13 protein-coding genes and 1 pseudogene are annotated in these 13,576 nt (G+C 41.1%); 4 read left to right on the top strand and 10 right to left on the bottom strand.

The window, feature by feature from the left end; translation table 11 throughout:
- Positions 1–54: 54 nt before the first annotated feature.
- Both QQK00_RS07180 and QQK00_RS07175 read right to left on the bottom strand, forming a co-directional pair.
- Positions 55–1,254 carry a cupin domain-containing protein gene (locus QQK00_RS07180; RefSeq protein ID WP_284216796.1) on the bottom strand — a complete coding sequence of 400 codons (1,200 nt, stop codon included), beginning with the start codon at positions 1,252–1,254 and terminating at the stop codon, positions 55–57.
- Positions 1,255–1,328: 74 nt separating this feature from the next.
- Positions 1,329–1,616: a hypothetical protein gene (locus QQK00_RS07175; protein WP_284216795.1), complete on the bottom strand. Its 288-nt coding sequence runs from the start codon at positions 1,614–1,616 to the stop codon at positions 1,329–1,331.
- A 279-nt stretch (positions 1,617–1,895) separates the two neighbouring features.
- Between QQK00_RS07175 and QQK00_RS20505 the strand changes: the two are divergent.
- The 4 genes and pseudogenes from QQK00_RS20505 to QQK00_RS07155 form a co-directional block, all read left to right on the top strand.
- Positions 1,896–2,120: pseudogene (locus QQK00_RS20505) on the top strand (transposase); the annotation flags it as partial.
- 128 nt (positions 2,121–2,248) lie between these two features.
- On the top strand, positions 2,249–2,620 hold the full coding sequence (locus tag QQK00_RS07165; RefSeq protein WP_284216794.1) for a hypothetical protein: 372 nt from the start codon (positions 2,249–2,251) through the stop codon (positions 2,618–2,620).
- 294 nt (positions 2,621–2,914) lie between these two features.
- The gene (locus QQK00_RS07160) at positions 2,915–3,946 is read left to right on the top strand and encodes a Kelch repeat-containing protein (RefSeq protein ID WP_284216793.1); all 1,032 of its coding nucleotides are present in this window, start codon (positions 2,915–2,917) and stop codon (positions 3,944–3,946) included.
- Positions 3,947–4,562: 616 nt separating this feature from the next.
- Complete coding sequence (locus tag QQK00_RS07155; RefSeq protein WP_284216792.1) at positions 4,563–5,789, top strand: threonine/serine exporter family protein; 1,227 nt, start codon at positions 4,563–4,565, stop codon at positions 5,787–5,789.
- A 67-nt stretch (positions 5,790–5,856) separates the two neighbouring features.
- On the opposite strand, the gene lipA is transcribed toward QQK00_RS07155, so the two are convergent.
- The 8 genes from lipA to rlmH form a co-directional block, all read right to left on the bottom strand.
- Positions 5,857–6,819 carry a lipoyl synthase gene (lipA, locus tag QQK00_RS07150; protein ID WP_284216791.1) on the bottom strand — a complete coding sequence of 321 codons (963 nt, stop codon included), beginning with the start codon at positions 6,817–6,819 and terminating at the stop codon, positions 5,857–5,859.
- Positions 6,812–7,459, bottom strand: a complete 648-nt coding sequence (gene lipB / locus QQK00_RS07145) for a lipoyl(octanoyl) transferase LipB (RefSeq protein ID WP_284216790.1) — start codon at positions 7,457–7,459, stop codon at positions 6,812–6,814. Before lipB ends, lipA begins: the two co-directional genes overlap by 8 nt.
- 27 nt (positions 7,460–7,486) lie before the next feature.
- Positions 7,487–7,750, bottom strand: coding sequence for a DUF493 family protein YbeD (gene ybeD, locus QQK00_RS07140; RefSeq protein WP_284216789.1), 264 nt, complete (start codon positions 7,748–7,750; stop codon positions 7,487–7,489).
- Positions 7,750–8,895, bottom strand: coding sequence for a D-alanyl-D-alanine carboxypeptidase family protein (locus tag QQK00_RS07135; protein WP_284216788.1), 1,146 nt, complete (start codon positions 8,893–8,895; stop codon positions 7,750–7,752). The genes ybeD and QQK00_RS07135 overlap by 1 nt, the downstream gene beginning before the upstream one ends.
- A gap of 162 nt (positions 8,896–9,057) precedes the next feature.
- A complete protein-coding gene (locus QQK00_RS07130; RefSeq protein ID WP_284216787.1) occupies positions 9,058–9,987 on the bottom strand; it encodes a septal ring lytic transglycosylase RlpA family protein in 930 nt (309 codons plus the stop codon).
- A gap of 29 nt (positions 9,988–10,016) precedes the next feature.
- Complete coding sequence (gene rodA / locus QQK00_RS07125) at positions 10,017–11,147, bottom strand: rod shape-determining protein RodA (RefSeq protein ID WP_284216786.1); 1,131 nt, start codon at positions 11,145–11,147, stop codon at positions 10,017–10,019.
- The gene (gene mrdA / locus QQK00_RS07120) at positions 11,134–13,071 is read right to left on the bottom strand and encodes a penicillin-binding protein 2 (protein WP_284216785.1); all 1,938 of its coding nucleotides are present in this window, start codon (positions 13,069–13,071) and stop codon (positions 11,134–11,136) included. The genes rodA and mrdA overlap by 14 nt, the downstream gene beginning before the upstream one ends.
- Positions 13,072–13,080: 9 nt before the next feature.
- Positions 13,081–13,551, bottom strand: coding sequence for a 23S rRNA (pseudouridine(1915)-N(3))-methyltransferase RlmH (rlmH, locus tag QQK00_RS07115; RefSeq protein ID WP_284216784.1), 471 nt, complete (start codon positions 13,549–13,551; stop codon positions 13,081–13,083).
- Between the last annotated feature and the right edge of the window lie 25 nt (positions 13,552–13,576).

The raw sequence follows: 13,576 nt of genomic DNA, 5'->3' as shown, positions 1-13,576 counted from the left end.
ATGTAACGCAGATTGAGGGCGTTTCAAAGCCGTTTTTTATTTGTTACCTATCATTTATTCGTTATCTATGTAATAAAAACCAAGGTTAATCAGCTGCAAAAGCGTCTGTTTGGCTTCTTGGTTATTGCGAATAAGGTGAATATCATCTTTAGATATGACTAGCATTGAGGTTTCGAACAGTTCTCTAAATAAACTACCTACACTTGCGTCTACTTGAAACGAATGGCCATCTATATAGAAATTGAAATCCTCTTTTTCTTCTTTATCCTTTTGTAAATAAATAGGTTTTACACCACTTGTTTTACGTATTGCGTTACCTAGTACTAAGAGTTGCTCTAATTCGATTACGGATAGCTCGACAATTTCTTCAGATGGTAATGCTTGTAAACTTAAAAACCTCATTAACATTGGCGTAGCTTCTTTCGCGTCTATTAGTGTTTTTAAGTGTGATTTAAGTGCATCTATTTCTTCAAATGAAACTTCACCCTGAGGATTGTTGTGGCGTTTTTTGTGAATATCAGGATCAGAATATCGCGTGTTTAGTAGATGGGATAGGCGGCAGGTAGACGAAATGGAGGCATTTTTACCATCGCCTTTGTCATTGGCTATGCATTCATCCGCCAGCCCAGAGAGTAGTTCAATTGTATTTGGCGCTCTAAAACCAAGTGAATAATTTAGGCTATCCTCTATAGTAATGCCACTATGTGGATGAAAAGGAGGAATGTAAATGGCGTCGCCAGAAGACAGCTCAACATCAATTATTGGCGTAAAACCTTTGATAAGGCGCAGTAGTGGATGTGGAATGTCAGTTTCAAATGTTCCGGGCAGGCCGACTTGCCATTGACGCTTCCCTTTTCCCTGAACAATAAAAACGTCGTATTCGTCGATATGCGCACCTACACCCGCATTTTTAACAGAATAGCTCACCATTACGTCGTCAGTGCGCCAAGTAGGTAAAAAATCGACATGACGGAAAAGCGCATCAATATCATCTATGTAGCGATCAACACCTTGCACCAGCAGGGTCCAGTCGTTGACACATAGCGGTTCAAAATCGTCAATGGGGCCTTGTGTTACTGTCCAACGGCCGTTTTTTTGTGACATTAAGCGCGCGTCAATTTCTTCTAGTTGGGCTAGACCTGCAAGTTCATGTTCATCGATTGGGTCACTAAAATTTGGAATGAAATTTCTGATGACGCAAGGTTTCTTTTGCCAATAATCGGCAATAAACGCTTGAGAGTTAATAATTGGCATGCTTTATATATATATGAATTAAATTGACGCTAAAGTAGCACAAACACGCCTTAAATATAGCCGCTTATAAAAAATTACTTTTTGCTTTCTAATTCTTCCAGCTCATCTTCTATGACTTCAACACGCTGATGAATGGGAAGGCGTTGTTGTTCAAATTCAAAATCAGGGGTAATGCCCTCGTCCAGCCAATCGCGCCTGCTTTGACAGGTAAACACTTGTTCAGACGTGTAGCTGCAAATAAGCGCACGTTCGCGCTCATTGTACGCTAACTCGTCATTGTGCGCACATCCGGTCAAGAAAAGAAGGGACATAGCGAATAAAGATATGCCTAAGTGTTTGTTACTAGGCTTCGTGAATACCATGAGAATCACTCGTTTGTTTATATGTACACAAATACCATAGCTGATTATTTGTGAACTAGCGAATAATTTGTTGAGTAAACGTATAAACGTAGAGCAGGCTTTTATCTGCTTGTTCTAACGATCTAAAGTGTAGTGGCATAGTTAATTTGGCCTCCTAACAATAGATGGTTTGCTTTTGCCGTTTCAATCAGAAAGTAAAAAGCCGCCGAGGCATGAGCGCCTTTGGAGGTATCGCTGAACAACTAATTGCGTCGCCCAACCGCAAATGGGCGGATGGCAGACTGTATGAAGCAACGAGTGTACAGCAACAAAGGCAAATAAATTTACAGTCATCGCATGAGTGTGGTAAAGCCGGTGTTTGGCAACATAGGAACCATAAACGACTCAATCGATTTAGCTTACGAGGCAAAAGATAAAGTACAAGGACAGTGGCATCTGTTTTGTCTTATACACAATATCGAAAGTTGCACCATTACGGGCAGTTGGCTACTTGAATTAGGGTAAACCCATATAGGGCATCCGCAAGAAAACGCCCTTACATACCACAATCCACAAGGTATAGCGCCTCACTTTTTAAAAAGTACTCACAAAAAGTCAAATGATTGCAAAATCCATTTTATCGAGGCAAAGTAGTGTTCACTAGGAAAACACACACGGTGGTAGGAAATGATGATGGAATATTGGCTTTTTCTACAGCCTCGTTAGGTGTCTATATGGATAAAGACGAGTTACAAAGACTTATCCGCTTGTTAAGTGATGTAAATCACAGAACGTTGGATATGGATAGTGCGCAATTAAATATCAAAAAAATGAAGACAGATAAGTTAAAGGATATTAGTAATGTATTTGCCAATCTTCATCACTTTTGGAGCGACTCAGATATCCGCAGAGAAGACCGCACTTACGAGTCCATGCAGTTTTCAGAATTGGAAAAACTCATCAATCACCTAACAAATAGAAATTGGGAAAAAGCGAATGGAGTCACGTTCTTGTATGTTTCTTAAATCTATGAAAACACCCAAAAAAAGTATCAAATCTCCCTTTGGTCGCGAAGGACAACTGTACATGCGCCGCTGCGCGATCGTCGCGCATGTATAGTTGCCGTTTATTTAACGGGTTATGTGCTATTGAAATAGTTAACTATGCGACTTTTCCGTGTACCGTGGGGTAATTAAATTTAGTGTCTAAGATTTAAATGGAGCGACATTCTCTTATAAACCATCACACTTTTAAGTGTTTACTTTTAATCTGTTAATTTTCAAATGTGTAAGTATATAAAATAACAAGGTTCATATTTTATGAAAACTAATTTAATTAAACTCATTGGGGCACTTTCTCTTGTTAGTTTCAGTGTAATCCATACAAAAGCACAGACCATAGATAATATTTATAACTGGTCAGAAGCGCCATCAATAAAAACGCCGATTCAAGAAATATATCCTGCAATTTTTAATAAGGAAATCTATATATCTGGTGGGTTTGTTCCAAGTAATACGCCGATTTTTTTTGGCTTATCTCCATCTAAGTTAACCTTTATTTTTAACACTGAATCTCAACAATGGAGGGAAGGGGCAAAATTGCCAGAAGAAAGGCACCACCTTGGCTTAGTTAGTAACTCAACTTATTTATATGGTATCGGTGGTTTTTACGGTCAAAAAGGTAAGGCGTGGCAAATAAAAAATACAGTGTATCGTTTGGATAAAACAGCAAATACTTGGCTAAATGGCCCCAAATTGCCAATACCATTAGCAGAGTCAGTTTATGCATCAGTAGGAAATAATATTCATGTGATAGGAGGTAAAACGCTATCTCCTGAAACAGGTAAGCATGTAGACACTAAAAAGCATTATATTCTATTGGACAACAAACAATGGGTAGAAGCAGCACAGCCTAGTATAGTAAGAAATTCAGCAGCCAGTGCAGTACTAAATAATAAAATCTATGTTATAGGTGGCAGACAAGCAGGGGTTCAATCAGGTAATAAACAATTTGCTGAGGTGTATGATATAGAAAGCGATAAATGGACTGCTATTCAACCCCTCCCTGTCGCGTTAGCAGGTATGTCAGCCTCGACTTTAAACGGTAAGATAATTGTTGCTGGTGGTGAAGCATTTGGTCCAAATGGCAATTGGAAAGAAGGCAAAGCATATAATCAAGTTTGGGCTTTTGATCCTGAAACTGATAAATGGAGTGAAATATTAACTATGCCCTCAGCTCGTCATGGCCATGGCTCTGTTACACTTAATAATAAGTTGTATATCATGGGAGGGGCTGCAAAAGTGGGGCCACAGGAAACACTAGCTACAACTTTAATTTTGGTTAAAGATTAAATTATTTACATTCAAGGTTGTATGCACAGTCTCGCATGACAAGTCAATGAACAGAGATTATCTCAAAAAGCTCGCGAAATTTAGGAATATCGCAGCACATAAATCAGAAGAGTTTTCATTTTCCAAAGGTAAAGTTGCCGAGCAATTCCGATCTTTAATCTAATCCTCTCCGAAGTATGGGGTCAATATGTCTGTTCCAGATGTTTGTCTTAAAGTTTTTACGGCAAAAAAATACGAAATGAACATCTGGGACAAGCAGTGATACATGACAAGGCGCTTAACTTGTTCCCTTCGGTCACCGGGACAGTAACATTGTGGTGCTGACGCATTTTAACGCAAGTTTATTACCCGTTAGCAATTAAGGATTAGTCCAAGGAAATAGATGCATTTTATTGAAATTCAAATGACCGCTTTCAATTTTGAACTAGCATTATCGAATTCAATTAAAGTAGGACAAAAGCGTAGCTAGAGTAGCCGTTAATAAAAGTAGTGCTGTCGTGTTATGCATTAATAAAACTAATCTGATTAAGCTTAAAAAATATACTTTACTCTGCGCTGAACACCGCCTAATATGCGGGCCATTAAAGACCTTCCATTAAAATAGATATGAGCGGCAATGGATAAAACTGAATTTACTCAAATTAGACGTTTTATTGTGAAACTTGGCAAGATGTTGCATAAGTACGGCACGCCTGCGTTTCGTCTAGAAGCATACTTAATGGAAGTCGCGGCCTATTTTGGTGTGCATGCATCGTTTATTTCGACACCAACATCACTCACCTTTGTCATCTGGAGTGACAGGCACGAAGATGAATACACACATGCAGCAAGGTTGCTGCCCGGTGAGCTCGATTTAAATTCGCTAGCACTGACTGATGAATTAGCTGTGAAGCTTATTGCTGGTGATATTGCGTTAAAAGATGCTGATGTTCGACTCGATGAAATCGATGCATTAAACAGCCCATATGGACGTGTGACAACCGGTATTGCGTTTGCGGCGTCAACTGGCGCATTCGCTACCCTAATGGGGGCTGGTTTTAAGGAAATTTTTATATCGTCATTTTTAGGTTTATTGGTTTATCTTTGGACAATTTGGTCTGAAAGAAGCAAACGTGTAAAGCTAATGCTTGAGCCAGTTGCCTCTTTTACTACGGCATTTTTAGCGGGTGTTATTTCGCATTTCTTGCTGCCTGGAATCAATATTTGGCTGATTATCTTGTCGTCACTCATTATCTTGGTGCCGGGCTTGGCACTCTCGATGGGGTTAGCTGAATTGTCTTCACGCAATTTAGTGTCAGGTACCGCACGAGTCATGGATGCAATCATGCAGCTATTTAAACTATATTTTGGTGCCTTTTTGGGTATATATCTAAGCGTAGCTCTTTTGTCACAATACAGTGTAGAGCAACCGCAGGCTATGCCATGGTGGATTCAATGGGTGGGAGTGATTGTTTTGAGTTTGGGTCTTGTCGCTATTTTTAGAACGCGAATTAAAGATATCCCTTGGGCAGTATTAGCGACGGTTATTGCATATGCGTCAACTAAGATGAGCTCGATGTATTTAGAACAGGGTTTAGGGGCATTTATCGGTGCTTTTGTATTAGGTGTTTATGCGAATGTGTTTGCAAGAGTAGCAAACAAACCATCTACCATCATTGCGATGCACGGTTTAATTGTACTTGTGCCAGGTTCTAAAACATACATAGGACTCAATTCTATGATTTCGGGGCAGGATTTTGTGCAGGCTGATCATATTGGACAAGAAACTTTCTTCATTTTAATGTCGCTTGTCGCAGGCTTAATATTTGCGAATGTGGTTGCGCCAACAAAAAAAGCGTTGTGAATGGCAATTTAAGAAAGAGGCATTTTGCCTCTTTCTTAAATTGCGCGATAAAATGGTAAAGTAGGCGTTACTTAACCTCTTCACCAGCCGCTTGTTTGTCAGCGTGATAGCTGGAACGTACCATTGGACCACACGCTGCATGACTAAAGCCAATGGCCTTTGCATGTTCGCCTAATTCATCGAACTCAGCAGGTGGTACATAACGCTTTACGGGAAAATGAAATTTACTTGGCTGCAAATATTGTCCAAGTGTTAACATTTCTACCTTGTGTTCACGCAAATCAGATAGCACGCCTGCCATTTCTTCATTGGTTTCGCCCATACCCATCATTAAGCCTGATTTAGTCGGAATATTTGGGTGTTGTTCTTTAAATTTACGCAGTAGTTCTAAAGACCATTTGTAATTGGCACCTGGACGACATTCTCTATAAAGTCGAGGGATTGTTTCCAAGTTATGGTTAAAGACGTCTGGCGGCCCATTTTTAAATATTTCTAAGGCGCGGTCCATTCTACCGCGAAAGTCAGGTACAAGTACTTCTATGGTTGTGTTTGGGCTATGCTCTCTAATGGCATTAATACAATCAACAAAATGTTGAGCGCCGCCGTCTCGTAGGTCATCTCTATCTACAGAGGTAATTACGACATAACGGAGCTTCATTTCAGCAATTGTTTTGGCTAGCTTTTCAGGCTCTTCTGCACTTGGTGGTAGTGGTTTACCGTGAGCAACATCACAAAACGGGCAGCGGCGAGTACAAATATCACCTAAAATCATGAATGTTGCCGTCCCTTTATTAAAGCATTCTGATAGGTTAGGGCAACTGGCTTCCTCGCAAACACTGTGAAGTTTATTTTTGCGTAAAGTTTGTTTTATTTCGTCTATGCGCGCGGTAGTGCGAGGTAATTTAATCTTAATCCAAGACGGCTTTCGCAGCATTTCTTCTTTTTCGGTGGGGACAATTGTCACTGGGATATGCTTTACTTTATCATCATCACGCAGCTTCACACCTGCTTGCGGTCTAGAGTTAGTCATCAAAACCTTCTGTATAAGTTAAATTTTTAATATTCAGCAAGTCACAAAAGTGTTTAACCACCTTGTCACTTGCCTCAGCCATGTTAGCGGGCCCGTCGATGTCAGTGCAATCGATCATTTCTAAGCCAGCGTAACCGCATGGGTTAATGCGTAAAAAAGGTGACAAATCCATATCTACATTAAACGCCAAACCGTGGAAGGACGCGCCTTTTCGTATTCGAAGCCCTACAGAACATATTTTTTTTTCAGCGACATAAACGCCGGGTGCATCTTTTTTAGCATAAGCTTCGGTATTAAAATCACCCAGCGTATTTATTATGCAGTCCTCTAGTGCTGACACTAGGTCTCTGACGCCCCACTTGCCGCGCCTTACGTCAAGTAGCACATATAACATAAGCTGTCCGGGTCCGTGATAGGTTATTTGTCCACCACGATCGACTGGCACAACCGGAATATTACCGGGATTCAATAGGTGCTCTGCTTTTCCCGCTTGCCCTTGCGTAAATACTGGTTCGTGCTCACAAAGCCAAAGTTCGTCTAAGGTATTTATATCTCTGGCATCCGTAAATGCTTGCATCTTTTGCCAAATAGGCAAGTATTCTTGCTTACCTAATTGACGTATAACTATCGATGTTGCCATTTATATAAGCATCTATTTTGAGTATTGCTACAGTACAACGCGCACAATATCAATTTTTGCCAGTTCCGTATAAATAGTTTCCATATGTTCTTTACTCGTAACTCGCACGCCAACGCTGACTGCGTGGTAGTTGCCTTTACTGCTGGGTTTTACTGTTGGTGAATAATCGCCTGGCGCGTGTGCTTGCAAGCATTCTACAACAACACTTGGTAACTCAGGTTTTGCTAAGCCCATTACTTTAAAGGTTTGCATACATGGAAAGTCTAGCAACTCGTCAAAGTGAGTATCCATCAGTCCTCCAAGCCAATTTTTAAACTAATGTAGTCCATTGCCTTATCAATAAGTCCACCTTCTTGAACTTCTTCAAGTGTAACAAGTGGATACGTGGCAACTACTTTGTCATCTAGCTTAAGCTGCAAAATACCCACTTCTTGGCCTTTATCCATTGGCGCTTGAAGTTGTTCGCTGATTTCAAAGTGTGCTTTAAGTTTATCCGCTTGACCACGAGGTATCGTAAGATGAGTATCGTTATTAATGCCTAACTCAACGGTATCCTTGTCTCCCATGTAAATGCGGTGCGCAACAAAACTGTCACCCGCTTTATATGGACTTACTGACTCAAAAAACCTAAATCCGTACCGAAGTAGCTTTTTATTTTCTGCCTTGCGTGCTCGCTGGCTTTCTGTGCCCATTACCACAGACACTAGGCGCATATCGCCCTGCGTAGCAGACGTAATCAAGCTATATCCTGCGTCAGAGGTGTGGCCCGTCTTGATACCATCGACATTTAAGCTCTTATCCCACAGCAGGCTGTTACGATTAAATTGTTTAATGCCATTGTACGAAAATTCTTTTTGGCTGTAATAGGCATACATATCCGGCAATTCTTCGATTAATGCACTGGACAGTAAAGACATATCGCGAGGCGAGGTGTAATGTTCCGCGTCATGCAAGCCATGACTATTTACAAAATTGCTTTGTGTCATACCTAAACTCGCTGCGTGTGCATTCATCATACTTGCAAATGCAGATTCAGAACCCGCTATATGCTCTGCAATTGCAACGCAAGCATCATTGCCAGACTGCACAATAATGCCTTGTAACAGCTCATTTACAGTAACTTTTGTGCCCACTTCAATAAACATCTTTGAAGAATCAGGAAAGTTTTTTGCCCAAGCATTTTCGGATATAGTGACTTCGTCTTCTAAGCTAATATTACCCGCTTGGATTTCTTTACCTACGACATAAACCGTCATAATTTTTGTTAGGCTGGCTGGGTTTAGGCGTTGCTCGCCGTTTTTTGACGCAATCACATGCCCATTTGAATGATCCACAAGTAAAAAACCACTGGCTTCTACAGATGGCGCCGGCGGAATGACAATTGCTGCATGCGCTATATTGGCAAGTAACAATGGTGTTAAAATAAGCTTTCTCATTAAGCGCATTATATTTAAATAACCTTTAATTCTTATTATAAGATTTGAGTTCGCGCGTATTTTACATCAACGCGCAGCATAACTCACCCACGAAATAACGAAGGACTTGATAGATTTAATCTGACTAAAGGTAAATACCGCTTATTGCACACAAAACAACTACTATTTTGGCGATAGGTCGATGGCAAAGGCCTTATCAAATCCAATGTTTTTCAAATCTTTGATGACCTTTGTCGCACTTTGTTCATTTTCTAATGGCCCAATGCGAAGTCGATACAAATTTTCTATTTTGGGAATATGGGTAGGCTGTTGCAACAAATCCCCAATGCCTTTTGCTAAATCTTTTGCTTTATCGCCATCGGCCATGGCCATGACTTGCACGAACAAACCACTCGCTCGTTCATACGCTGAAGGATCAGCGTTTGGTTTTTTTACCGGGAGTATCGTTTTTGCTACTTTAGGTAAGCTTGGCGCGCTTGCAACCATTACACTTGCGTTCTTTTTATCCTGTGTTTGCGTCTTGTTTCCAATCGTGACTAAGCCACTCTCGTCCACATGTATCACTTCGATATGAACAGGCGCGACACCGTTATCTCTAAAATCTAACTTTTTTGCAGCGGCATAAGATAAATCAATGATCCGATTGTCATGAAAGGGGCCGCGATCATTTACCCTCACCACAATTGTTTTGTTATTTTGCTTATTTGTCACCCTAACAAATGACGGAAGTGGGAGTGTTTTGTGTGCAGCCGTCAGCTCGAACATATCAAACACTTCGCCATTGGCCGTTTTGTGCCCATGAAATTTTTGTCCATACCAAGAAGCATTGCCGTTGGCTTGATAGCCTTTACCTGTTTGCATTGGCGTATAATATTGCCCTCGAATTTCATAAGGGCGACTTGTCCAAACATTATACTCTACGTACGTTGGGGTTGGTTCTTCTGCATTAATTGCGTCGTATTTAAACGTAGGTGCGGAATCTTGCGTTTGATTGTAGCGACTGTTAGTCGGGGAAGAGCTACAAGCTTGCAAAATAGAGATTGCGAAAAAGCTGATTATCAAACAACGCGATGAGTAGTTATTGTTTCGCATTTAGTTATTCCGTTTACATTTATTTTTAACTATGTCGCTCTCGACAACAAGCGTCTTTGCGTACTTATAGACATTAAAATACCAAACCCAGCGAGCAATGTAACCATGGAAGTGCCGCCATAGCTAATTAAAGGGAGTGGGACACCTACCACAGGCAGTAAGCCAGACACCATCCCCATATTTACAAACACATATACAAAAAAGGTTAAGGTAATACTGCCCGCTAATAATTTACTAAAGGCATCTTGTGCGCGATTAGCAATATGTAATCCGCGTAAAATAATGCACATATACATTATAAGTAAACCGAACACACCAATGAGGCCAAATTCTTCACTAAACACGGCAAAAATGAAATCTGTGTGTCGTTCTGGCAAAAACTCTAACTGGGATTGCGTGCCTTGTAACCAGCCTTTTCCTTCAACACCACCACTGCCAATCGCTATTTTTGACTGGATAATGTGATAGCCAGAACCCAGCGGATCGCTCTCTGGGTTTAAAAACGTGATGACACGTTGCTTTTGGTATTCCTTCATTAAAAAGAACCACATTATTGGGGCAAACGTTACGCCAAGCGCACCGATAAAACCTATTAGCCGCCACGACATGCCTGCTAAGAACAGTACAAAAATACCCGAACTCGCGACAAGTAGCGATGTTCCCAAGTCTGGTTGTTTTGCGATTAATATGGTTGGTACAAACACTAATGCAAAGCCAATGGCGATATTGCCAAAATTAGGCGGAAGAGTTTTTCTACTAATAAACATCGCTAACATCAATGGGACGGCTAGTTTCATAATTTCTGATGGTTGAAAACGAATGAACCCTAAATCTAGCCATCGCTGCGCGCCTTTCCCTATGTCACCGAATAACAGTACGGCTATAAGCATAAAAACGCCTAAGGAATAAGCGTAAATAGCGATTCGTCGGTAGAACATTATAGGTACTTGCGCTAAGCCAATCATAACGCCAACGGCTAACCCTAGTCTTACAAGTTGCCGGTTAACTAATTCTTGCTCTTGCCCACCGGATGAATAGATAGTAAGTAGGCCCACAACCATCAAACTCATAAGAGAAAATAGCAGGAAGCCGTCAATATGAATTCGCTCTAAAAAGGTGGCTTTATTGGATTTTATTTTACTTTTATTATTCGCCGCCACTTATGGCCTCTATCGTACGATTTTGAACATCCGTTTTTACTTGCTCGATGTGAGATGATGCAACTATGCCTTTTTTCTGAGAAAAATAAAAATCCATCACATTTCGCGCTAACGGGGCTGCATTTGCACTGCCTCCTCCTGCGTTTTCAATGGTAACAGCAATGCTGATTTCAGGCGCATCATAAGGAGCATAACCTACGTACATAGCATTGTCGCGAAGCTCTTTAGCAACGTTTTCTTCTTCGTATTCAGCATCTTGAGCGACGGTAAATAATTGAGCGGTACCTGTTTTTCCTGCTGAGATATATTCAGTTTTCCTAAATGCACGATAAGCAGTACCATGCTCTCTGTTGACCGTGCCGTAGAGTGAATCGAGCACCACGTCCCAGTTTTTTTCATTTTTTACAACAACAGGTTCTTTCATAATTACCGGTTCGTCAATTACCTGATCTTCAACCAAATACCCCTTAAGTAGGCGAGGTGTGTATCTTACCCCTTTGTTGACTAGCGTATTTATTGATTGGGCAATTTGCAGTGGGGTTGCATTCCAATAACCCTGACCAATGCCCACTGAAATAGTGTCGCCGATATACCAGGGTTCATTAAATCTTGCGCGTTTCCAACCTCTTGATGGCAAATTTGCGGCTGATTCTTCGTGTAAATCGATACCGCTATATTCGCCAAAACCAAACATTGTCATTGACTCGTGAATTCTATCAATGCCTAAACGGTAGGCTAGGTCGTAATAAAAAGTGTCGCAGGATATTTCCACTGATTTAGTTACATCGACAATGCCATGGCCGCCTTTTTTCCAGTCACGCCAGCGGTGGGCGACATTTCGAAGCTTGTATACACCTCTGTCGCGAATTTTAGTTTTCTCGTCAATGATTTCTTCCTCTAAACCGAGTAGGGCTAAATGCGGTTTTATCGTGGAAGCTGGCGGGTATCGCCCTTGTGTTGTCCTATTTAGCAGTGGACTTCTGCGCGAATTTAATAACGCAGAATAATTTTTTTGGCTGATACCATGAACAAAAAGATTGGGATCATAGCTTGGACTACTGTATAAGGCTAAAACACCGCCGTCTCTTGTATCTGTAATCACTATCGCGCCCGGACGACCAGCGAGTTCTTCCTGCGCCTTTTTTTGAAGTTCAATATCGATGTTTAAAACGATATCTGAGCCAGGCGTGGGAGGCTGAAAATCTAATACTCGAATGATACGCCCCTGACTGTTGACTTCTACTTGCTGATAACCTACTTGTCCATGAAGAATTTTTTCGTGATATTTTTCAACGCCTTGTTTTCCAATATCATGAGTAGCAGCATAATTGGCTTCTTGCCCACTGTCCTGTAGCTTTTCCAGATCGCGTTTATTGATCTTTGAAACATAGCCAAGCATGTGAGTAAGGGTGTCTCTGAAAGGGTAAAAACGAGACAGTCTTGCTTCAATAGTGACACCGGGAAAACGATGTTGATTGGCTGAGAATAATGCCACGTCGTCATGTGTTAGTTGGCTTCTAAGTGCTACCGGTTTAAAACGACGTTGTCTTTTACGCTCTTTCTGGAAACGTTTAATTTCACTGTCCGTAAGTGTCATCAACTCGCCTAAAGCTACCAGTGTTGCTTCAAGGTCACTCACTTCTTCGGGTATGATTTCAAGACTGAATACTGGTCGGTTTTCAGCCAAAATTGTACCGTTTCTGTCGTAGACTAGGCCTCTGTTTGGTGCTACTGGGAGTAGTTTTATTCGATTGCCATTTGAGCGAGTTTGGTAATCTTCGAATTGACGCACTTGCAGGTCATACAAGTTACCTAAAATCAGCAGCATAAATGACGTAACAACCACTACAGAGATTAGGGCTCGGCTAGTAAATAGGTTGGCCTCAGCTGTATGATCTCTAATCGTTTGTCGTTGTTTTGCCATACCAGTCTGTTATTCTCGGTGATAGGGATGATTTTGTGTAACAGACCATGCTCTATATAGAGCTTCCGAAACAATAATTCTCACCATAGGGTGGGGCAAGGTTAATGGCGATAAACTCCACCATTGCTCTGCTGCATTCTTACAGTCTTGCGATAAGCCCTCTGGCCCACCTATGAGCAAGGATACATTTCGTCCATCCATTTTCCAGCTATCTAGTTGTTTGGCGAGTTGCGGTGTATCCCATGCTTTTCCTTTTACCTCAAGCGCAATGATTTTATTGCCCTTTGGGATGGCGTCCAGGCATTTTTTTCCTTCAGCGTCGATAATATTTTGAATATTCACACTTTTGGACCGTTTGCCTGGCGAAATTTCGGTAAATTCTACGCGAAAATCTGAAGGGAATCGTTTTAAATACTCATTGCTGCCTTCGACTACCCATTTTGGCATTTTGTTCCCAACAGCAATAATTTGCACTTGCATTTGTTATCTTATCCCGGTTTAGGGT

It is taken from the genome of Agaribacter marinus (genome assembly GCF_030160655.1).
GTDB classification, from domain to species: domain Bacteria; phylum Pseudomonadota; class Gammaproteobacteria; order Enterobacterales; family Alteromonadaceae; genus Glaciecola; species Glaciecola marina.
The sequence above is the reverse complement of the archived record's forward strand: the minus strand, read 5'-3'. Positions and strand labels throughout refer to the sequence as shown.

Excerpts from the sequence above, each read along its gene's own strand:
- QQK00_RS07135 (WP_284216788.1), bottom strand. The coding sequence starts at position 8,895 with ATGAGAAAGCTTATTTTAACACCATTGTTACTTGCCAATATAGCGCAT.
- ybeD (WP_284216789.1), bottom strand. The coding sequence starts at position 7,750 with ATGGATACTCACTTTGACGAGTTGCTAGACTTTCCATGTATGCAAACC.
- rlmH (WP_284216784.1), bottom strand. The coding sequence starts at position 13,551 with ATGCAAGTGCAAATTATTGCTGTTGGGAACAAAATGCCAAAATGGGTA.
- lipA (WP_284216791.1), bottom strand. The coding sequence starts at position 6,819 with ATGACTAACTCTAGACCGCAAGCAGGTGTGAAGCTGCGTGATGATGAT.
- lipB (WP_284216790.1), bottom strand. The coding sequence starts at position 7,459 with ATGGCAACATCGATAGTTATACGTCAATTAGGTAAGCAAGAATACTTG.
- QQK00_RS07155 (WP_284216792.1), top strand. The coding sequence starts at position 4,563 with ATGGATAAAACTGAATTTACTCAAATTAGACGTTTTATTGTGAAACTT.
- QQK00_RS07175 (WP_284216795.1), bottom strand. The coding sequence starts at position 1,616 with ATGGTATTCACGAAGCCTAGTAACAAACACTTAGGCATATCTTTATTC.
- QQK00_RS07180 (WP_284216796.1), bottom strand. The coding sequence starts at position 1,254 with ATGCCAATTATTAACTCTCAAGCGTTTATTGCCGATTATTGGCAAAAG.
- QQK00_RS07130 (WP_284216787.1), bottom strand. The coding sequence starts at position 9,987 with ATGCGAAACAATAACTACTCATCGCGTTGTTTGATAATCAGCTTTTTC.
- QQK00_RS07160 (WP_284216793.1), top strand. The coding sequence starts at position 2,915 with ATGAAAACTAATTTAATTAAACTCATTGGGGCACTTTCTCTTGTTAGT.
- mrdA (WP_284216785.1), bottom strand. The coding sequence starts at position 13,071 with ATGGCAAAACAACGACAAACGATTAGAGATCATACAGCTGAGGCCAAC.